The organism is Paenibacillus sp. FSL H8-0548, from assembly GCF_038630985.1.
Classification (GTDB): Bacteria; Bacillota; Bacilli; order Paenibacillales; family Paenibacillaceae; genus Pristimantibacillus.
This window is the reverse complement of record NZ_CP152049.1, coordinates 3,373,081-3,392,943: the sequence shown is the minus strand read 5'-3', so window position 1 is coordinate 3,392,943 and position 19,863 is coordinate 3,373,081. Positions and strand designations below refer to the sequence as shown.

The following is a 19,863-nucleotide window of genomic DNA, read 5'->3' as shown; positions in this document are numbered from 1 at the left end:
TTATCCCCCTTATGCGAAGTAGCATAGACGCAATGCTGTTTTAGCAGTTGCATCAATGCCCGTCAGTTTTGATTCTGTGAAAATGCCTGCAATCCACGCAGAAGCTCCGATATCTGAAACGGTTGTATCCCGATCATTATCCAAGATGCAAACAGCCACTTGGGAACCGTCAGTAGCTTCGGAATTATAAGGGATGAATTTCTTAGATGCTGTTATTTTCCCAAGCACCGTCCCTTTCTTTACAACACCATTACCTTGAGCTAGCAAAACGCCTCCGGGTATCTTGGCTTGAAGATCGGTTGATGCGAGCACCTCAGTGAATTCTTGCGTATAAATTGGGCCCGGTCCTGGGGCACCATTGTACGGAGTACGATTCATAATTATTTGTCCTCCTTAATCAGATTGGAATGACCTGAGCTTTTAAGAGCTGCCCGAGCATCTTCTCGTGCCAATGCTCTAAGTTCTTCAGGTGTCTTTTCGGCACCATCATTTTGCGAATTACCCGGCGCAGACCCACTCAACGCGCCTGCTGGCAAGTCGATCTTTGCTCCGTGTGTATGTTGACCGCCCCCACCCAATGCCAATAACGCTTGAGCTTCATAAGTAGCATTGATTTTTTCGATTTCGGATACAGGCAAATGAGATAATGCCGTTTTCATTGCTTCGACATTAAACGCTTCGCCTAACGCGCGAACGCCTGCACCGCACGCTAGCTCAGTTACTTTGACCTTGTAAGCTGCACCATCGGCTGCCTGAGCACTTAATGCGGTAATCTTGCTAATAATTTCAGAATCATCTCCTGCGCATAGCGCTACCTTGATTTGTCCGAGCAAACCACCTGTCGCTGCAAGAGCAGCTTTTTGTTCTTCTGTCACGGTTTCATCTCCTTCGGCCAATGTATTGGCCTGTTCTTTAGTATGATGTTGCTTGGATACAAAAGCAGACACGCCGCCTTTGTTACCGCAAAAATAAAAGACACGACCATCGCCATCAAGCGACTTCGCATCTAAGGAAAGTGGTTCATATTCAGTTTTAGTTTTCTGCTCAATTTCTCCATGCTGATTCGACGAGAGTGAACCGCGCGTGATTCCCGCCCCTTCATACCCTCCATCGAATACAATGGAGTTCTCCATGATATAACCGTCATCCGCTAATACGAGGCATTCTTTGCCCTCATATTGTTGACCACGCATATGAGAACAATTTGCGCTCCTGAAGTAATCTCCGCCACAAATACTGCAAGTGTGCTTCGTGGATACGAAGCCTGCTGAGGTGTCGAATATTGTACCGGAATCGATACCTATAGCTAATTGATCCGTCGAGATCCCATTTGCCTCTAAGCCTTTTGCCATATAATGATCACCATAAAGCTCCAGCTCTCCATTTTCCTCAACAATGCGGCTGTCGAAGGTTCTACCATAAGGAAAAGATAAGGCTTCCCATTTCTGCCATGGATGATCGACCAGCAAGGCAACTCCTTCTCTGACTTCATCAGCCATTTTGCGAAGGAAATTAGGTGTAATCTTCATTTTGTATTTATCGATCCGTTTGGTTCCAATGATTCTGGCCTGAAATACATGCACCTGTTCATCGGTTAATGGTACCAAAGCCATTTGATTAATCTTGACCAGTTGCTCTGCTGTCGGTTTTGCCATTTAGTTATTCACCTCCTCCCTCTGGATCAGGAACTGTATCTCGCTTATGCTTCAGTTTATCTGCCAGTTCAGCAGGAATCTTGGCGTCCAAACCAAGTGTCCAACGAACTTCCTCCGCAGCCTCTAGCGGTGTGATATAAAGCTCCTTCTCAGCCAAAACATAGTTACCAATCTTGGAACGCCTATCTCTTTCGACCTCATTTTCAGATCGCAAGTCAATAGGAGCATAATCAACTTCTACATTCGTTTGTGTTCCCCTTACCCTAGCGGACATAGAAAAAGCCCGCTGCCAGAAACGCTTGGTTACGCTCCGTGCGGACTCTACATTTTTAATGTATATTTGGGTATCAATAGAGCTGTATGTCTCTGTCGAGCCTTGATGCCGAGATAAGATGGTCAGTAACGTTTTAAGTGATGTAGCCATTTGCGTATCAATGATGTCGATTAGCTTCTTAATATCGATCATCGGGCCAGTGCTACCGCCTTTTAGATACTCCACCTTAATGCTGTCCCAATGTATGAAAGTATCGTCCGGTTTCAGAGAATTGAAATGGGCCATTACTTCGCCCATTCGTTCGCTTAAAAACTTCTGCTGAGCAGCTGGATCATTCTTTACAGATGGTGGTGCGTTCTTCAACATGATCTCTTCCATCATGGAAACGTCTAAGCGTGGATAGCCTTGGTTATGCACGACCGCTTTAAGATCCTGCAACACCTGAAGATGGAAGAACACTACTTGAAGCACCGGCAACATCGGTGTTCGACCATAGGGATCATCAACCATTGGATCGAACTCTTCATATATGAATGTCGGAGTGTCGATCTTCTTGTATTGCCCGAACCATTCTTCTCCCGATAGTCGCCTTGGATACTTAACATATTGCCAAGGTGTGAGGCGATCGGTGTCCGTCTCCCTTCTAAACCATATGAGGGCCGGATCAACAGGAACAATATCAATGACATCATTGCATCGTTCATTCAGCACGACTTCTCCAGCGCAAGCTCCACGAACCATAACCATCATCCGCTGAACGGTGTCCAGCTTATCCAAGGAACGTCCATGCTGATAACCAGGTGACGGCAGCGGTGTATTCAGCATGCTTTTGATATCATCCAGTACACGTTGTCCGCTTTTATCGTTATTGTTGTTGGACTTCTTCGCTGTAAACGTTAACGATGTGTCTCCCATCCTCAAGTACGTGTACAGGGCATAGGAAACGTCCGGATGAACGGATATAAGCAGCTCTAGCAATTCCTCAGCTGTATAGCTTTGAAGCTTGGTTAGATCGATGTTGTGCGCTTGTTGGTACTTCTTTGGTAACCAGTTGAAAATACCAGTGGGATTCGCACTCTTTGGAACGGTTGCCCTTCCTCCTCCCATCATCCGATTCTTAACAGATGCAGGGAGCACGCTCATTGCAATCGAATAGATTGCCTTCTGATACCATTTCAAGTCTTCGCCTCCTTTCTATATGGAACATTGTTATCGCTATCTCCGAATAGTCACACCACCAATGAAAGGTGTCATTACACGCTCTATCTGAGGCTCCACCATATACTCACCAAAGGCTAATACGAAAGCATCCGCTCTATCTGGCGACTTAAGCCCACGATTTTTCATATCATCCTTGCTTTCCAACATGATTTTACCTTTGGAAGTCATCCGCCATTTACGAGTGGAGAGCTGAGAGATCAATGTATCATCATCAGGAAGCTCAAATTCAGGTAGCTGTCCATTGATGAAATCTGTCATGTTTCCTTCAAGCTCGGTCCGAATCGTACCCCACATCTCTGAGCCTAAGTTTCCATAGTGCTCATCAAGCGTCTTGCCGTTGTTGTTAATCGGTACGATCTCCCAGAATAAACCTTCTTCTAGGACGATTTCGTTTAACCGATCCGTTACGCCGCCGCCGACACCGGTATCATCCACTCGAATAATAATTCTTTCGATGTTGGTATGCTCCAGCAAAAGATCCTTTGTTAATCGCACCACCCAGCCAGCGGTAACCATCGTATTCTCTTTATGATGATGCTTCTGACCGACTGTCTTCTTACCTATGCCAGCATAGATCGAGGTTTCGTCATCTCCGAAACGAGCAACGTCACAACCAATCGTTAATACGGTTCCGGTATGATTAACCTTAACTTCCTTTGCAGCAAATTCAGCAGCTTCTAATGTGATAAATGTTCCTGCTTCACCGCGGGGAAACTGACCTTCTACCCTGACGCGCCATACATCGCTATCCCTGCCGTACTTTCGTTCAAGCATGGCGATATTTTCTTTGCTGGTTCGTGGACTATCGAGACAAGACACTTGATGCGTTTTATATATGCCGCGGTCTCGGTTGTGTGAATCAAAAAAGAACCCACTCGTTTTAGTTGGGTTCCCACACATGAAAAGCTTATTGTTCTCTCCGGAGAGTGTACCGAATATCGCAGCCATAATGCGATCGTCAACACCGGATGCTTCATCCACAATAAACAACATATTGTCTTCGTGGAATCCTTGCATGTTCTCAGGCTTAGTCGCTGTTCGGGCTGTTGCGAACCATCGTTCTTCATTCTTTCGCATATAGACTTTTGTTTTCGTCCATTTAAGAATGCGTTTCAGAATTGGGCTCTTGGACTGCCATTTGCTGATTTCAGCCCATAGTACATCATTAAGCTGCTGTCGCGTTGGAGCTGTACATACAACACGAGGGAATGGAAAGCAACATAGGAACCATAGAGCAATAGTTGCCTCGACCGCTGTCTTACCTACGCCTTGACCTGATCTAACGGAAACGAGCGGATGATTAGCTATATCGCTTGAAACTTCTGCCTGCCACTGATCAGGTGTGAAGTTAAGAACCTCACGAAAAAAGGTATTAGGGCTCTTTTGATATACCGGTATCCGCTTCTTGAATGCTGCCATCCGCTTTGTTAGGCTCTCTAACTTACTCATTTTGCATTACCCCGTTTACCCAATCATCGATTAATTTGGAATCGTCATCGATGTCATCATCGTTGTTGGCCAGTTTCTCGACTTCTAGCTTCAGCTTCTGGATGCGCAATTTATGTTCTTCTTGTACGTCCTCAACTGGCATTGTACGAAGCATGTCTTCGTATTGCTTAATTGAACGCACGATGGTGTTAAATGCTGCTGATTGGGATGTCATAGCAACAGCTTGCTTGTCCCAAGGCTGTTGATACTCCCACTCTTGCTCAGTACCGAACATACCAGGTTTCTTTTTAACGAGAACCTTAGTGATGTCCTTCTTATCTTTGACATGCTGAATCGTTTGTGAGCGAATGAAATTAGTCCACTTGATTCGTATGCCTTCCCATAAAATATCAAGAGGAGATAAATCCGCGGTCATATCGTAAATCTGTAATGTTTCCTCATCCTGCGGTAGGAATTTACGGAATAGACCATGTTTAACGGCCTTATCATTTCCAACAGGACCGCCGCCTTTGTTACCAATTGCATTCTTATTGCCTTTAGGAGCACCGCGACCTTTGGGTTTGATTTCTTCCCACTTGTAATAACTTTTCCATTTACGAACAAGCGCTGCGCTGATTCCTAATTCTTCTGCAATTGCTGCTGGTTTCATGGTCTTTCCGCTATCAAACCACAATTTAAACGCTCGTTTTTGGTCTGGGCTTTGCTCTCTCGCCATTACTTCATCAACCCCACCTCCAAGTGAATTGAGTGGTTTTCCTATTTTCACCTTATCGCGCCCTAAATGATGAAAAGCGCTGTGCGTAATTCGTTGTTTCGACTACATGATAATTACCTCTTTTCTCCTAAAAACTGGTTCCTGAGTGAATCACAACTAACATTGTGTTGCACTCGCTAAAACATGGTTTTTCTAGCATTGTCAAGGCTTTTACTCGCTTTCTGAAAATGAGTGCAACAATGACCGTATTATGATGCACTCAAAATCATTTTAGGCGCGATATTGCATCGTCCATCATGTCTTGAGTCATACATATATAGTCTAGTGTGATCCTCATTTCACTGTGACCGAACATCTTCATTAGTAACGCTATGTTCTCGGGATCTTGCTTATATAATTGATAACCCCAAGTTTTTCTAAGGCTATGACATCCAATGTCTTTCAGTTTGAACTCTCGAGAAACATTGTTCAACATGCGATAAGCTGTGCTGCGATGAACAGGTTGCTTCTTTAAACGCGCCTTTGTTTTTACCTGGCGACTCGGGAATAAAAAATCATTGTCTTGCATCCCCTTAATATATGCATCTAATACTTCTCTGATTGATGGATGAATGATGAAGGTTTTATCATGAATGTTCTTCTTTTCGATAATTCTTACGTGAGTTCCCTTTACCATCCAGACGCGCAAAGATAATAAATCAGAAACGCGCAATCCGCTGTAGATGCCAATACAAAATAAAAGGAAGTCACGAATGCTCCGCAGCTTGAGGTACGCCTTAATCCCATCTATGACTTCTTGATCGCGGATGGGCTGTACTAGTTTCATCACCACCACCTCACTCTAAAATCCCAAACGTTTGGGATTATTAATCTAATGAATCAAGTTAAATATCAAAACAAAAATTCCTATCCATATGATGATGCTGAATAGCAGCCCCCACAACAATCCGCGAAAAAACTTCAATTCGTTCTACCATGTCGACGCTCTCTACGATTTCGCGGCGCTGGTGATGATTGATCGAAAATTCTTTTTAGTATTCGCTTCAGCCATTTCTTCATTTCTCACACACCTCGATCTGTGACATATTTGAACTGTATCTTGCCATTTACCCCAAATACAACCACGGCATTTAACCGGCTGAATGATTGGTGGTGGAGATCTTCTTTTCTTCATGTCCAGCTCCTCCTTCTTAGCGGGATTTTACTCATGCAAAAAGCCGCCCAGTTGGACGGCTCGAATTACTATTATCCGTTCTTCGATTAACCGGAATGATCCAGTTAATTGAACAAGGGACAATCGTCACCTTGTAAAGGGCATTTAACCCCACCTCACCACCACACGCTTGACGCTAAACGTCTAAGGTCATATGACCCACCGCATGGCCGAGTCCTGCAAATGATAAGGGATACAGCAGGAGTCTCCCGAGCTTTCGCTCTATTGACTCTACTGTATCCCTTATAAACGTTTTCCGTAGCGGCAGGATAACGGCAAAACACCGTCATTTTACCGTCATTATTTTGTAAGACTCAGCAACCGACTCAATGCCTTTACATAATTTCCTTTCAATAGTTCTATCGTCCATAGGGCCAGAAAAATGTTCGATTGTTACTGCATGCTTGTTGCCCTCAATGTAACGATACTCTATAATCTCACGAACCTCTGTGTCAATAATAAGATTAACTGCACTACGTAGATTAGCTAATCTGCTGATAAGTAAATTATATAAATTGAGTTGTTGGACGGTCAAAGTGTCAAGTCCGCGCCGTTTTAATTCAGCTGCCATTGATTCATATTTTTGGAAGTGGTTTAAATGTTTTTTAGCATCTCTAATATCAGTTACCGTCGCCCTTGGAAATAGATCCACCTGTTCAAAGTCTGCCATTGCCAGCATCCCCTCATCCCCTTTATGTTATAATGGAAGATGAGTGTTGTATAAAGACCTTCGGCGCCCGTTCCCCAACAGAGCCGGAGGCTTTTTTATCTTTGTAGCCTTAAACGTTCTATTTCTTCCAAAAGCTCACCAATAACCTTGTGGTTATCTTCGCATGCTGCAAGTAGAGTTAAAATAATGACTTCCGTGCTTGGTGCCATCGGTTTTGTATCAATATTATGTTGGATGATTTGCCTAGTTTTCTCCTGTAAAGAAGCTGATGCGATGTTTTTCATTTTTATTGAAAAAATCCGATCTAACTTTTCTGTAGCTGATGGAAGAGAGTCGAATAATTCCTTTGCACCCGGCAGCGTGCCTCTTGCGTATGCTCCTTGTTGTTCACTCATATGGTTACTGCCTCCTTTGTATAGTTGCGAACAATGTTGCCTTTCTTATCAAAGTACTTTGTCTCCCACCATGGGTGGCAGTTCTCTCCGTGCCATTTTCCATCAAAACATACAAGAAGGTTGAAACCATGGCTTCCGACGATAGTTCCCATGTCGCCAGCTACCTCGACTCGCATTCCCATACTAGCGAATTCAAGATTTCGATTGTTCTTCATATCTTCGAAAAGATCACTGTTACCAAATAGATCCGATGCTTTAAACCCTCCCACTTTGCGGCACTTGATGAATTTCAAGAACTGGAAGAAGGTCATATCGTAAGCGTCACTGAATTCCAAATAGCAAGTGTATTTGGCCGCACCAGCCGTTTTGCCCGATACCGTCTTGGAATAATCCGGATTGTTTCTAAAGAAATCAGGAAAGCTTATTTCATAGGTGTTCATTGATTCATACCTCCTTACTATTTTGAAAATCCGGCTCTCCTGGGATGATTAACGGTGTCCAATGTGTATGAAAGTTCGGCCAGTTCGAGTCCAGCGGCGATCCGCAATATGGCGGTTCTTGGATCGGGAATAACCACCATAATACATCACCTATATCTTCGTGCCATTCATCAATTGGATGTGGTGCCACTGCATCCTCAAATTGTTTGAGCCGAGTCACTGCGAAAGAATAATTATAAAACGCCTCATATTTGCTGAACTCTCCCGACTCACTCTTATGATTTTTAAGTGTTGCGAAAACTCCGGTTTGCACTTCATCCGTTAACCGCTCCATTTCGTTCCTCCTTGTCGTCTTACGTATTCACTATAAATTCACCCAAATTACAGCCCCTTGTGGGTGCTTGAACGGAATGGGTTTATCATAAAGTTGTGGCGAACTAAGTTCCCACACATAGCGCTTTTTGTATCTGTTTTCGTAATTTCCCGGTATGCAGTGGTGTTTGCCGCCTTGATTGTATGCCTCATCCGTAACTTGAAAACTTTTAATTAAAACCACTGTTCCGTAAATCATTCCACTTCCGCTTTTTATAAGGGCGATGGTTCCGCGGATCTTGGTGTTTGATCCTCTTATCTCCCAGACCTTCTCGCCTGCTAGTATTTTCTCGATCCATGGCGATTTGATAATCAAACCTTTCATATTGCGCCTCCCATACATCTCAATATTCACTGAATTACATTATCTCGATAAACGCTTTTTGAACGATTTCCCACACCCAGCACAGGAGCTCCTAACATATTTGTTTGTTGTTTTGCATTTCTTGCAAACCTTCAACTTGATAATGGATGCAGCTAATTCGATGTGATTTTTCTTGACCTTTACGGTAATTCCATGATCACTCATATTCACCACTCCATCTCACTCAGATATATCGATTACGAATCGATCCCTGCGAATATCTAAAGACTGAACAAACAATTTGTACACTTCATCACCAGCATTGCCTAGCCATCCCATCAAATTAAAGTAATGCTTGCTACCGGTGTATAGTTCTACAGTTGATTGGACCAACCCACGGTATGAACTGGATAGTTGTCCGACTATAGCTGATTCCGACCAATAGCCATTTTCATCATCATCATCTTGACCAATCCATTCTCCCCAATACCAGCCTATCGGCCCGCTGGATGTATTCCAGTTAATTCTATGAAAAATCTCGGGGTGAGAAACAATGTAGCAAGCTGCCGCATACTCTGGATTCTTGTGACAATTAAATTTTTCTAGCAGTTGAATGAAATTCACACCATGTTCTTTGGAAGAAAACCAAACATCACCCAGCGTCATACCATTCTTAGCCGGCATTCCAGACTTTTCTTTGACCGTTTTTTCAATATTTTTCATATCCAAATTTATTGAACCTCCCATATATTTCTGATATTCATCCAGATACTTAACAGCCCTTATTTGTTATGTCCTACAAAAAACTACCAAAGCTTTTACTAATAACATCATCTTGCCCTTTTTCTTCGTCACGGAATATTTGTACGCTAGGAGCCTCTATGATCGACATACTTGATTTCGCCTGTGCAGATAATAAACCCTCTCTCCCCTGAACTCTATCCAAATGAATGAGTTGCTTTACATATCGACTAAAGTTTTTCCGCTTCATGGCATGTTCTAAGTCTGCACTTTCATCAGGATCATCCATGTTAAAACCGATGCTTTTCCGAATCGTATTATCCTCTTTGCTCACCATAGACCCCCTTGGCTATTGCAAAAAAGGCTGCAGCACTTCCGAATGTTGGAGAAACACGAACGTCATTAATCACCGGCTCATAAGGAACTGCTTGAACATAATGACTTTGCAGAGCCTCTGCTAACTTATCGGCCACGCCACCAATTACCCGGACGGGATTATCCTTTGACCATTTTGATTGCGTTTTTGATATAAGCAGCCTTGCCATCGCCGAAATATCTGCTTGCTTGACCGTATCCATCCCGAATAGTTCTGTGTCCGAATCCCTGTCTATCTTCCGAACAAACTCACCGTCGAAATAACATGTCGCCCAATTTAATGTGCCGCCTCCCAGATCCACTATGTGAAAGTGACCAGGAGTTGGTTCAAGCATTCCAACAGAAGCGCATTCTGCTCCTACTTCGACCCGATTGATTTTAAATGTCTTGGTCTCGCCATTTACTGTCATCGTATGTTCGCCAATGAGCATGTTCTTGATGGCTGTTTTTTCTATATCCGTGTGTTTGCTTATCGGTTGCCCTACAACGATAGCGTTATCCACATCTTTTGAATATTGATGAACTGCAAGCAGCACACGAAGCTTGGCATCCTCATTTGCTTTGGTATCTCCTTTAATGCTACCTGAGAACTCGCTTTCGAAACGTGCAAGTGTTCCAGCAAAACCCTTGCGACCGTTGTATTCGAAATCCATATCATCAGCCCCATAAACCGTAATGAGGTTACGTTCGCGCCATTCCCCGATATCTGAAGTGAAAGAAAAAGCACCATTCTTATTCACTACTTTTACACTGTGGTTTCCTGCATCAATTCCAAATATCATGTTTTCATTCTCCTTTTTAATAACTGGTTAATAATTTGATGGTGGTTTAGTCTTGAATGCTCTTTTTTTATTAAAGGGTTATTAAAACAAAGAAGAATTAAGCTCCCTTATACATGTCAGGAACAGAATTACCTGATTTTTCTTTAGATGGCTGATTCGAATGATGACCACGGTCAATACCAATAAATTTATTGAACTGCTTATGAAATACGAGTTCTACTGTTCCGACAGGACCGTTCCTCTGCTTGGCAATAATAATTTCAATAATATTTTTCTTTTCTGATTCTTTATCGTAGTAATCATCCCGGTACAAGAAAGCCACTATGTCCGCATCCTGCTCAATTGCACCCGACTCACGAAGGTCTGACATCATAGGGCGTTTATCCTGGCGCTGTTCAACACCACGACTGAGCTGGGAAAGAGCGATGACAGGAACGTTCAATTCACGAGCGAGCTGCTTGAGCGTTCGCGAAATATCAGAGACCTCTTGCTGCCGGTTCTCTCCTGACTTGCCTCGGCCAGAAATGAGCTGAAGGTAATCAATCACGATCATGTCCAATCCTTCACTCTTGTGCAGCCGTCTGCACTTACTTGCAATCTCCCGCACCGTTAGTGCTGGGCTATCGTCAATATAAATTTTAGATTCGGATATGGAGCTAACGGCCATGGTCAAGTTTTCCCAATCACCATTCGCCATGTAGCCAGTACGAAGCTTAGTTGCATCAATATTGCCCTCTGCACTTGTCATCCGTTGTACAAGCTGTTCTGCTGACATCTCTAAGCTAATCAGTGCAACAGTTTTCTTCGCTCTTATACCCGCAGCTTGAGCGATATTTAGGGCGAATGCCGTTTTACCTACTGACGGGCGAGCTGCAACGATTATCAAATCACTATCTTGAAAGCCACTTGTCAGCTTGTCCAAATCGTCGTATCCAGACGGTATGCCTGTCACATCATCACTGAAATTCGCAAATCTATCTTCTACATTTTCAAACACCTTCAGCGCTACCTCACTACTCGTTTTGAAATCCCTAGTTTTAATGGACTGATCGGCAATTTCAGCGGTTGTAGATTGAATGTCGGCAATCAAATTACGCGGATCGTCAGCCTCCCAAGCCTCTTTTGCCATCCGCTGCGTAAGGGTGATCATTTCTCGCAGCAAATATTTATCATGAACAAGATCCACATAATATCCAATTCGCGTTGCTGTCGGAACAGAACCACTCATCCTCGACAAGTAACTTACCCCGCCAACCTGATCGAGGAGCTTGTCATCCTGCAGTTTGACTGTAAGTGATACTACATCAACTGGCTTGGCTTGATCTGCAAGCTCTCGCATCTTCTCGTAAATCGTTTGATGCTGGCCTATAAAAAAATGATTAGGCTCCAATCGCTCTGTGCCATCAAGCTGTTGGCTTAAAAGTATCGCTCCAAGAACCGCATGTTCTGCCTCGATGCTGTGCGGCATTACTCTATTTTCCAAGTAATTCACGCACCTTTCTTCGTTGCTCTTCGGTTGGTGGAACAGCCTTGTTACGCATTAATTCCCATTGCTCGAGCGTCATCATACCGGAGGCTTGCATATGCTCGTGATATCGATCCGCGTCTGTCCTTGTGTCCAACGGTCTTGCTAATGCTCCTGGATGCGGTGGATATTTATTATCTGGATTTAATACATATCTCCGAAGATTCACTTTTACCGTTTCATCAGGAATATCTGCCAAAAAATCTGACCATTCTTCAACCAATTCCCTCAGAGAATTGATTTCATCAGGAATATGGAACATAGCATATGCCCGTTTGATCCGTTTGAAGATTTCGGAAATCTCCGCCTTATTCATATGCTTTCCTCCATCGCGATTTGATCCAATAAATCAAATGATTGCTGCTGCTTTGTACGTTTTTGCGATGCAAGGGAAACTACAGGAACTGGCACCTCGCTAGTTATGGATTCTTGGTATACCGTAATCGTCTGAGAATTGTGCCAAGCCTCGTTAATGCCATCCACAAAATATAAAAAGCTGGTTGGAAGTTTGAAATTCTTACCTTCACGCGTTCGCTTATCCTCAAGTAGGAGCTCCATAGTTCGGATGGTAAAAGGGATCGGCATCCCTCCGGCGACCATCTTACCCATGGCTTCACGTTCACGCGGTCTTACATGCAAATCCAATCGGTTGTGCAATTTGCAATAAGCATTCAGAATCGCTATCATGCCATTCATAATTTCCGATTGGCTTAAATTAACAATGGGAATAGTAGTAATAGTATCTTTAAGATCTCTTAATACAGTGTCCACAGAGTTGTCCATATTTTGGACAGGTTTTTTCATTTCTTTCGAAAAGTGGTCCATTTCTTGGACAACTTGACCATTGTTGTCGCTTGAGTTGTCCATTTTATGGACAACTTTCTTGCTAAAGTTTACGTTTATCACGTAATCGCCTTTCGATTTCCCACGAGGCGGTGCAGAATAATGAATGATGTTTTCATCAGCAAGCATCTCGCGATATGTATTAATAGTCTCGCGACTCTTGATGCCCGTTTGATAATGTAACTCGGTGTTAGTCATAGTAAAGGATGGAAGCCATCCGAGCTTTCTTGACTTACGCCATATCGCTAAGATAATGGCCGTCCCGTTAGGCCCGAACGTCTCAGGACCACCTATATCTTCATATTGATCCATCAAGCTATCCAGGGACGGTTCAGTCAGTGTGGGTTGCATACACGCCCCTCCCATTCGGTATTTTCAATCGTTTAAAATAATGCCTTTAGCTTGTCCGCAACGATCTTAGCTGCTTCTTTAAGCTTCACTTGTTCCTCTGGCTCTTTAATGTCCGCAATTGCTTTGACCAACACATCACCTTGAGAAATGATCTGTTGAAGCTGCAGTTTGGCTTTTAGGAAAGCTTCATTATTACTTCTATCGAGCTGCTGATTCAGCTTAGCAAGCTGTTCATTCAATCCTTTTTCCTTTTCAACTGCCTGCTTCTCCAGTTCCAGACGTTGCTCTGCAAGACGAGCTGTGACAGTCTGTTCAAGCTCTGCCTCTTTCTGCTTCATCGCTGATCCTAACTCTTCTATCTTCTTTTTCGAGTCGCTAGCGGCCTTCTCAGCCTTTCGAAGCTCTGTTTTAATCTTTGCTGTCTCTTTTACATCACCGCCAGCATTCTGTGCTTTCTCTACTTCCTGTTCAAGCTCGCGAACTCTGTCCTCTTGAGCCTGGCGGAGGTTAGTTTCAAGCTGATATTGTTCATACAATGCGTCGCGTTCGCTTTTCTCTTGAGCTGAGAGTTTATCAAATTGTTCTTTTTGCCCTTTAGCCCACTTATCATATTGCTCTTTTTGCTGAGCTAGCTTCCTTTCGAGCTCTTGCTTTTCTTTAATGGCTGCTTGCAACTCACGAGTAGACATTTCAGCAGCGTTGTTCTCTTCCACGAAGGTTTCCCGATCCTCGGCTGGTAGACTGAGCAAGGCGACCGCTTGGCTATAAGACAAATTCGAAAGTGCAGGAGTACTTTGATAGTCAGTAGCTATCTTCATGAAATTGCCTGCTGTAGATTGGCTATAATTGACGTTGGTCTTAAGCCACTCGCCCCATTCGCCATGCGCTACAAGAGTTTTTGCTTCGTGTAGACGATGGCCAATATCAATGGCGGACTGAAGAACAACCTTCCGCGCCTGGTCATCAATGCTTCTGATCTCGGCCGCGATAACCTCAACGGATCGAGTACTTAAGCTGGTATCAACTACCGGTGCTGGTATAATCGCTACATCCTGCTTTGCTATTGCTTCACTCATACTGCTGCCTCCTGAAGTTCCGGCATACTACCGGAAACAATTGTTTTGTTCTTTTTCTTTTGCTTAAGCTTTATATTTTCAAACTGCTCTACGAAAGCTTTAACATCCTCAGTCATACTGCAGTTACTTTTACCTCTGCATTGCACAATCTTCCCGTTTAATATTTCCATTGTGAAAAATGGCTTTTCCGGCTCCGAAACATACCGGATAACCAAGATGTCACATTTTCCTTTTGCATATCTATCAGCGTATGAACCTACACAATGTCGTAACTGTTTTCCTTCATTAATAAGTTCTTTAGTGTCAGCCGCCGCTCTAATAATGAATCCATCTTGTTCAAATGTATATTTTGATCTCCGCTTTAAACTGAGCTGGATGAGATGATTAAGCTCCTCGCTCTCCTTGTACTTCACTTGTTGAGTCGTATTCAGATGCGCCACATGTAAATTTTTTGGAAACAGAATGGCATCATCTTGCAAGTTCAAGCCCAATTTATCGCAATCAGCAAGATAATCCCTCAAAGTAACCAAAACCGAATACGCTCCAACTCCCCGTTTCGCTTTCTTTTCAACAGCGAGTTGCTTCATCACAAAATTAACTGATCGACGAAGCGTTGCATGCTTCAGCATCTTTTGAAACAATGACCAGCAATTCTCTAACTTGCCTGCAATATTATCTAATTCGTGCAGTTGGTAGCCTGAGCGTTCCTTAATTGAAATTTGAAACAATCTCAGTGTAAGAGGATTGTTGATATTTTTGAGATTGGAAACAAATTCCTTAACTCTCTGCTTTTCGAGCTTCAATACCTTATCAATCGTTTTACCGCTCCAATTAATTGCTCCATATGTTTTTAGTCCATGGAGCTTAGCCGAAACAAAATACTTCATATTCAATTTTGTTAGATATTCAATGCATGGATACCGACTGAATAAATCAAAAATCTTAACGTTGTCCGCCTCATGATAGTCTTCCCAAGTGCTGAACTGGAATGGTGTTCCTGCTGCAGCCTCTATAATCCATTCTTTAGGGCAAGTCGACCTATAGCCGCCAGTGTAGGCGTATGAATATTCAGACTTGATGGACTCTCGCTTTCTCCACTCCTTTGATCCCCAATTTGGTTCGTACATGACAGATTCGCCCATTTTAAATAAGTACATCGCGGATGGAGAATAAAGTGTTTCAACTTTCATATAATCGCCGCGGTAGTCGCGTGCCACACTCATGCTTCTAGCAACCATAGCTTGCGAGTCAACAACTGATTTCTCGTAAAAGACGATATGGGCACGATCAATAAGATAACTTCTACCTAATCCGCTTTTTTTGACAATACAAGTAGAACCGCATTGCCTGCACTCTACTTTCTCATTTTGCTTCAGCCCTTTGGTACGGTATTTTTGTTCGCAATGAGTACAATAACCATACTGGAGCTTGTTCTCGCGTGTGGTGAACAGGTAACGGCTATTCAGAAAGATTACATCGCGGACATAATCTCTTACCTTTTGACTGATGTCCGGTGGAAAATGTGCTAGAAACGCTTCCCGTTCCTGCTTCTCTTTCTTCTGATTAACAAGCGTCATGTGTACTATCCCCCTTACAGAAGATCATCAATCGATACTGCAAAACTGGCTGGTGCAGCCGGAGCTATTGGCAGGTCAGGAATGGTCACTCCGAAATATTTCAAAACAATATTGAACCCATCCTCATCAGACATCACAGCGCGGCCTTTATAAGCTTCCTTTTGTGCGACCTTAGCCATCTCCGCTAAGCTGCCGTCAATAGTCTTACCTTTAGTCAAAATGAGAGCCGCTTGATCTGGATTCTCGCGAACATGATTGATCAAAAAACCTCCGATAACCGGCACATACTTATTTTTCTTATCAGCTGCTCCTATCTCGGCGCTCAGCTTCTGTAATGCTTGCTGTAACATTTCTTACCCTCCTGATTAATCAGGGGCCGAAGCCCCTGATACAGATTAATGAAAATATTAACCTACAATAACAACCTCGCCTGCTTCAATGCGTTTCTTCAGTAGACCAGCGAAATACTCTTTAATTGCAGATATAGCAACAACCTTCCAAACGCCTCCGTCAGCTTCGAACAATGCCGCTGTAGGCCCTTTCTGCATTCTAAGTACAAAGGATGATAGAGGCTGTTCGATCTCTACAAAGGTCCTGAAAGGCTTAAGATGAACGGGATTAGGTACTACGACAGGCTCAACCGTCGCAACACCCGTTTTAGCCGTAACGGATTGACTAATGCCGTTATCACCAACAGATACAACTTCCTCGTCTTTAACATTGCCTACCAGTTTCAGCACAATTTCACGATCGTTTGGCAGCCCATCTTCAAACGAGTTAGGAACAAAGCAGCTTTGAAGCAGAATATTAAATGACTCAATATCGAGATATTTATTAAATTCGATTCGCGGAAGCAAGGCAGACGCTTTAACAAGTGTGCTCCTGTTTGAATCGCCATTTAATCCAGTTAAGACGTGAACCTCAGTTGGCGAAATAACGTGAATGATGACAGGCAGTTGTTTGTCAAAGTCCGACTCTAAATACTCCACAATGCCGCTCAAATTATGAACGTCAATATTGCTAATTGTGGCTGCCGAGATACGGCTCAGCTCAGCAGTCGTATAGGTCCTGCCAGCGATAAATGCTGTCTGGATAGGAGCTGTATGCTTGGAAAGACTTAATATTTTATCAATTGCTTCTTTAATCATGGTATGGTGAACCTCCATTTAATTGAATTTCATTACCTGTAAGGCGACATATTAACGACCTTTTTGTCTGGCTGCTCTCCAGCGCCATCTACAACCGTACCTGAATTGTTAAACATCATTTGATTACGATCATGGGTTACGAGCTCGGCAACCACACCGTCACCCTCTTGGTCATAATCAAAAACAAATCTTGACGGAACGCCTTCTCTCCCCGCAAGCGATGCATTGACCTGAGTATCGACGGCAGCTGACTGCCTGTCCTTGTCAGGCTTGATCGTGATGCTGATCGTCAGCTTACGAGCAGCGGTTGCGCTAGTGTTCGGATCGAGCACGTTATCAGCGATACGGCGTAGTTCACGTTCAATTTGCTCTGCAACCGCACCGCCAGCGAGTGAATTAACACTAATCTTCATGGATTTCACCTCCCTTCATTAAAGAAATTAGAAGACTATGCATGAATGACTCTTGTTTTTTCTGAGATGCGGTGAACAATATGCAATCGATTTGGCTCAACCTTAAAAACAAGCCAATTTGCAGGAGTAAGCTTTACACTTGAGATTGCATTTTTCTGCTTACGAGTAGGGACTTTCCCGTTTTTCAATCCTTCCACCCCCCTCCATACTTCTTAGGACGTGGAAATACTTCTACAACTTTTGATGCAGGCAAAGGGATAGAAACATTATCTGATTCGCGGTTAAACCACATGAATGGTCTAGCTTGTCCCCATACTTCGGTCACAATGCCAACATCCCCGTTCGCTAGACGAACTTTGTCATCCTTTAGCACAATCATTTGCTGTCCCTCCCTTATGCTTGCTCTGCATCGTCAGAGGTCCCCAGCTGACGCTTGAGACACCTGACGATAAAGGCAATCGCCTCTATCGCCTTACAAGCGCTATTACAGCGCGACAACTTTATCAATCACGTGACTAAAATACGGATGTGTACAATAAGGGCAGCTCGGTTCTTCCGTCAGATTTGGATCGATTGCATACAGCCCTTCACATTTCTGATTGTCACAAAGATAAAAAGAAAATAGTTTTTCCATTATGTAATCCCCCGTTGCCGATTATGTCGAACCGTGTTATGATTTAAACAACTAATAGTTTTACATGCATCACTTACTGTCCAATTGGCGTTGGGCAGTTTTTCTTTTGTCTCTTTCACAATTTTCAATTCGTACATACTGAAAAATGATGTGACCATTACACCGATAAACAACAGAGCTCCTATTGCTTCCCACCACCAGGTATTAATCAAATAACTACCTCCTATTAAATCTTTTGACCTGCAAACTAATTACCGTTTAGTTTCCACTTTCACCAAAACCCTTCAATCTAGGATTCGATTTCTTCATAACGTTCTTTAATTTTTGCTACTTCTTCAGTTGTCACATCTTCATAAGCGACCGGTTTCTGTAAGTAGTACGGAATTCCTAATTCAGCAGCTAGTTCATCTTTTACAAACAAACAGCTAATTGATTCTCCATCCATCCTCGATCCCGCAGTAACAGTTTTAAATGAATATCTTTTTGACACTAATTTCCCTCCTATTAAGCTGCTCCTGATATTTGCAACACAGTTTGTAAAATAGACGCTGGATCTACTCCGTATAAAAACGCGATTCCTGCTTCCATTTGATTCGTTATCTTTGTCCAATCCCTAAAAGTTGCTACATCTACCGGATTTTGATCTTTCTCAAGCTTACTTATGCTTGATTGCGTTCTGTTCATAAGCCTCGCTAGCTTCACTTGGCTGATACCCGCTTTTTTCCTACAATGCTTTAATAAAGTACCGGCAGTCATACCACTCACACCCCCTTCCGTCAATTCCTATTAGGAATATATTCCTAATTGGAATCTCATTGAGGATAAATCACTTTATAATTCAGATATACCGTTTCACCGCGATGCCTTGCTAATGTTCCCCTCATCTTGCCCGACATCAGTGTTCCCGGTGTCGGGCATTTTTTTAAAACTAGACAACAGCTTCTTGCACCAAAGCATCAGACTCTTTGTCAGTCATCCACTGATTTAGAGTTGCAATACGGAAGAATATCCGACCGCGAATCCTAACAGCCGGAATTTGTTTCAATCGAACCATATCGTAGATCAACCATTGTGATACTCCGAGATAATCAGCGGTGTCTTGCACATTTAAAGTTTGACGTTTCACAATAAATCAACCTTTCTATGTGATTTCTAAATTCTCTGCAAATGTTTTGAATTGATTAGCAACCAGCTTCAATTCAATAGACGAGCAGTTATAACGCATAATTGCATGTGACCAAATATCATTTACTAATCTGTTAAGTTCAGCAGCCCTACCTGCACTGATTGGAAGATGAGTATCAGAGCTAGCAGCGACTTCATCAATAAAATCATTGTTATTATCAGGCAATTAATTTTCCCCCTAGATAAGACACACTCTTAAGCGCCTTTTATTTTTCGCTCTAAAATGTTCGCATTTCGAACATCACTTTCAAAAAAAATGCTATCTGTACTTATGCCAAGTTTCTTCGATATCAACTGAGCCACTTTTAATGACGGATCATGTTCACCGCGCTCTATGTTGGCAAGAAACGCTCTTGAAATACCGACAGATTCAGAAAGTTCATTCTGTGTAAGTTTTTTCTTCTTTCGAGCAGCGATTAATTCCTCTCTTCTAGCATGCATTTTATTTCACCACCTTCTGTATTATGTTCGTTTATCGAACGCTGTAACTCTATTATATGTTCGT

Annotated in this window: 30 protein-coding genes; all 30 read right to left on the bottom strand. The window is 43.0% G+C overall.

Annotated features, from left to right (window positions below; genetic code table 11):
- Positions 1–9: 9 nt before the first annotated feature.
- Positions 10–378, bottom strand: a complete 369-nt coding sequence (locus MHI37_RS14190) for a head decoration protein (RefSeq protein ID WP_076335307.1) — start codon at positions 376–378, stop codon at positions 10–12.
- A gap of 2 nt (positions 379–380) precedes the next feature.
- Entirely contained in the window at positions 381–1,655 is a 1,275-nt protein-coding gene (locus tag MHI37_RS14185) for a hypothetical protein (protein ID WP_076335308.1), read from the bottom strand.
- A gap of 4 nt (positions 1,656–1,659) precedes the next feature.
- Positions 1,660–3,108 (bottom strand): hypothetical protein, encoded by a 1,449-nt coding sequence (locus tag MHI37_RS14180; protein WP_076335309.1) that lies wholly within the window; start codon positions 3,106–3,108, stop codon positions 1,660–1,662.
- A gap of 36 nt (positions 3,109–3,144) precedes the next feature.
- Positions 3,145–4,599 (bottom strand): AAA family ATPase, encoded by a 1,455-nt coding sequence (locus tag MHI37_RS14175; RefSeq protein WP_076335310.1) that lies wholly within the window; start codon positions 4,597–4,599, stop codon positions 3,145–3,147.
- Entirely contained in the window at positions 4,592–5,365 is a 774-nt protein-coding gene (terS, locus tag MHI37_RS14170) for a phage terminase small subunit (RefSeq protein WP_144023608.1), read from the bottom strand. Before terS ends, MHI37_RS14175 begins: the two co-directional genes overlap by 8 nt.
- A 214-nt stretch (positions 5,366–5,579) precedes the next feature.
- Positions 5,580–6,140 (bottom strand): tyrosine-type recombinase/integrase, encoded by a 561-nt coding sequence (locus MHI37_RS14165; RefSeq protein ID WP_076335312.1) that lies wholly within the window; start codon positions 6,138–6,140, stop codon positions 5,580–5,582.
- Positions 6,141–6,813: 673 nt separating this feature from the next.
- Positions 6,814–7,206 carry a hypothetical protein gene (locus tag MHI37_RS14160; protein WP_076335314.1) on the bottom strand — a complete coding sequence of 131 codons (393 nt, stop codon included), beginning with the start codon at positions 7,204–7,206 and terminating at the stop codon, positions 6,814–6,816.
- An 86-nt stretch (positions 7,207–7,292) separates the two neighbouring features.
- On the bottom strand, positions 7,293–7,592 hold the full coding sequence (locus MHI37_RS14155) for a hypothetical protein (protein WP_076335315.1): 300 nt from the start codon (positions 7,590–7,592) through the stop codon (positions 7,293–7,295).
- Positions 7,589–8,032 (bottom strand): hypothetical protein, encoded by a 444-nt coding sequence (locus tag MHI37_RS14150; protein WP_076335316.1) that lies wholly within the window; start codon positions 8,030–8,032, stop codon positions 7,589–7,591. Before MHI37_RS14150 ends, MHI37_RS14155 begins: the two co-directional genes overlap by 4 nt.
- Positions 8,033–8,036: 4 nt before the next feature.
- Positions 8,037–8,366, bottom strand: coding sequence for a hypothetical protein (locus MHI37_RS14145; protein WP_076335317.1), 330 nt, complete (start codon positions 8,364–8,366; stop codon positions 8,037–8,039).
- Positions 8,367–8,396: 30 nt separating this feature from the next.
- A complete protein-coding gene (locus MHI37_RS14140; RefSeq protein WP_076335318.1) occupies positions 8,397–8,729 on the bottom strand; it encodes an ASCH domain-containing protein in 333 nt (110 codons plus the stop codon).
- A 219-nt stretch (positions 8,730–8,948) separates the two neighbouring features.
- On the bottom strand, positions 8,949–9,431 hold the full coding sequence (locus MHI37_RS14135; RefSeq protein WP_256709987.1) for a DUF2538 family protein: 483 nt from the start codon (positions 9,429–9,431) through the stop codon (positions 8,949–8,951).
- 73 nt (positions 9,432–9,504) lie between these two features.
- Complete coding sequence (locus tag MHI37_RS14130) at positions 9,505–9,786, bottom strand: hypothetical protein (RefSeq protein WP_144023609.1); 282 nt, start codon at positions 9,784–9,786, stop codon at positions 9,505–9,507.
- Entirely contained in the window at positions 9,767–10,606 is an 840-nt protein-coding gene (locus tag MHI37_RS14125) for a hypothetical protein (RefSeq protein WP_076335321.1), read from the bottom strand. Before MHI37_RS14125 ends, MHI37_RS14130 begins: the two co-directional genes overlap by 20 nt.
- Before the next feature lie 97 nt (positions 10,607–10,703).
- The gene (gene dnaB, locus MHI37_RS14120; protein ID WP_256709989.1) at positions 10,704–12,074 is read right to left on the bottom strand and encodes a replicative DNA helicase; all 1,371 of its coding nucleotides are present in this window, start codon (positions 12,072–12,074) and stop codon (positions 10,704–10,706) included.
- A 4-nt stretch (positions 12,075–12,078) separates the two neighbouring features.
- The gene (locus MHI37_RS14115; RefSeq protein WP_076335323.1) at positions 12,079–12,447 is read right to left on the bottom strand and encodes a replicative helicase loader/inhibitor; all 369 of its coding nucleotides are present in this window, start codon (positions 12,445–12,447) and stop codon (positions 12,079–12,081) included.
- Entirely contained in the window at positions 12,444–13,325 is an 882-nt protein-coding gene (locus MHI37_RS14110) for a hypothetical protein (RefSeq protein ID WP_076335324.1), read from the bottom strand. The genes MHI37_RS14115 and MHI37_RS14110 overlap by 4 nt, the downstream gene beginning before the upstream one ends.
- Before the next feature lie 32 nt (positions 13,326–13,357).
- A complete protein-coding gene (locus MHI37_RS14105; protein ID WP_076335325.1) occupies positions 13,358–14,401 on the bottom strand; it encodes a DUF3102 domain-containing protein in 1,044 nt (347 codons plus the stop codon).
- On the bottom strand, positions 14,398–15,978 hold the full coding sequence (locus MHI37_RS14100; protein ID WP_076335326.1) for a PcfJ domain-containing protein: 1,581 nt from the start codon (positions 15,976–15,978) through the stop codon (positions 14,398–14,400). The genes MHI37_RS14105 and MHI37_RS14100 overlap by 4 nt, the downstream gene beginning before the upstream one ends.
- Before the next feature lie 14 nt (positions 15,979–15,992).
- Positions 15,993–16,328: a hypothetical protein gene (locus tag MHI37_RS14095; protein WP_076335327.1), complete on the bottom strand. Its 336-nt coding sequence runs from the start codon at positions 16,326–16,328 to the stop codon at positions 15,993–15,995.
- Positions 16,329–16,385: 57 nt separating this feature from the next.
- The gene (locus tag MHI37_RS14090; RefSeq protein ID WP_076335328.1) at positions 16,386–17,126 is read right to left on the bottom strand and encodes a hypothetical protein; all 741 of its coding nucleotides are present in this window, start codon (positions 17,124–17,126) and stop codon (positions 16,386–16,388) included.
- A 32-nt stretch (positions 17,127–17,158) separates the two neighbouring features.
- Positions 17,159–17,539, bottom strand: coding sequence for a hypothetical protein (locus MHI37_RS14085; RefSeq protein ID WP_076335329.1), 381 nt, complete (start codon positions 17,537–17,539; stop codon positions 17,159–17,161).
- Between the two features lie 35 nt (positions 17,540–17,574).
- Positions 17,575–17,727 (bottom strand): hypothetical protein, encoded by a 153-nt coding sequence (locus tag MHI37_RS14080; protein ID WP_179090148.1) that lies wholly within the window; start codon positions 17,725–17,727, stop codon positions 17,575–17,577.
- A complete protein-coding gene (locus MHI37_RS14075) occupies positions 17,724–17,918 on the bottom strand; it encodes a hypothetical protein (protein ID WP_076335330.1) in 195 nt (64 codons plus the stop codon). The genes MHI37_RS14080 and MHI37_RS14075 overlap by 4 nt, the downstream gene beginning before the upstream one ends.
- Before the next feature lie 254 nt (positions 17,919–18,172).
- Positions 18,173–18,385: a hypothetical protein gene (locus MHI37_RS14070; protein WP_076335331.1), complete on the bottom strand. Its 213-nt coding sequence runs from the start codon at positions 18,383–18,385 to the stop codon at positions 18,173–18,175.
- 77 nt (positions 18,386–18,462) lie between these two features.
- Complete coding sequence (locus tag MHI37_RS14065; RefSeq protein ID WP_076335332.1) at positions 18,463–18,663, bottom strand: hypothetical protein; 201 nt, start codon at positions 18,661–18,663, stop codon at positions 18,463–18,465.
- Between the two features lie 14 nt (positions 18,664–18,677).
- Positions 18,678–18,929 (bottom strand): helix-turn-helix transcriptional regulator, encoded by a 252-nt coding sequence (locus tag MHI37_RS14060; RefSeq protein WP_076335333.1) that lies wholly within the window; start codon positions 18,927–18,929, stop codon positions 18,678–18,680.
- A gap of 172 nt (positions 18,930–19,101) precedes the next feature.
- Complete coding sequence (locus MHI37_RS14055) at positions 19,102–19,299, bottom strand: helix-turn-helix domain-containing protein (protein WP_076335334.1); 198 nt, start codon at positions 19,297–19,299, stop codon at positions 19,102–19,104.
- A 15-nt stretch (positions 19,300–19,314) separates the two neighbouring features.
- Entirely contained in the window at positions 19,315–19,524 is a 210-nt protein-coding gene (locus tag MHI37_RS14050) for a hypothetical protein (RefSeq protein WP_076335335.1), read from the bottom strand.
- Between the two features lie 29 nt (positions 19,525–19,553).
- On the bottom strand, positions 19,554–19,799 hold the full coding sequence (locus tag MHI37_RS14045; protein WP_076335336.1) for a helix-turn-helix transcriptional regulator: 246 nt from the start codon (positions 19,797–19,799) through the stop codon (positions 19,554–19,556).
- Positions 19,800–19,863 lie beyond the last annotated feature (64 nt).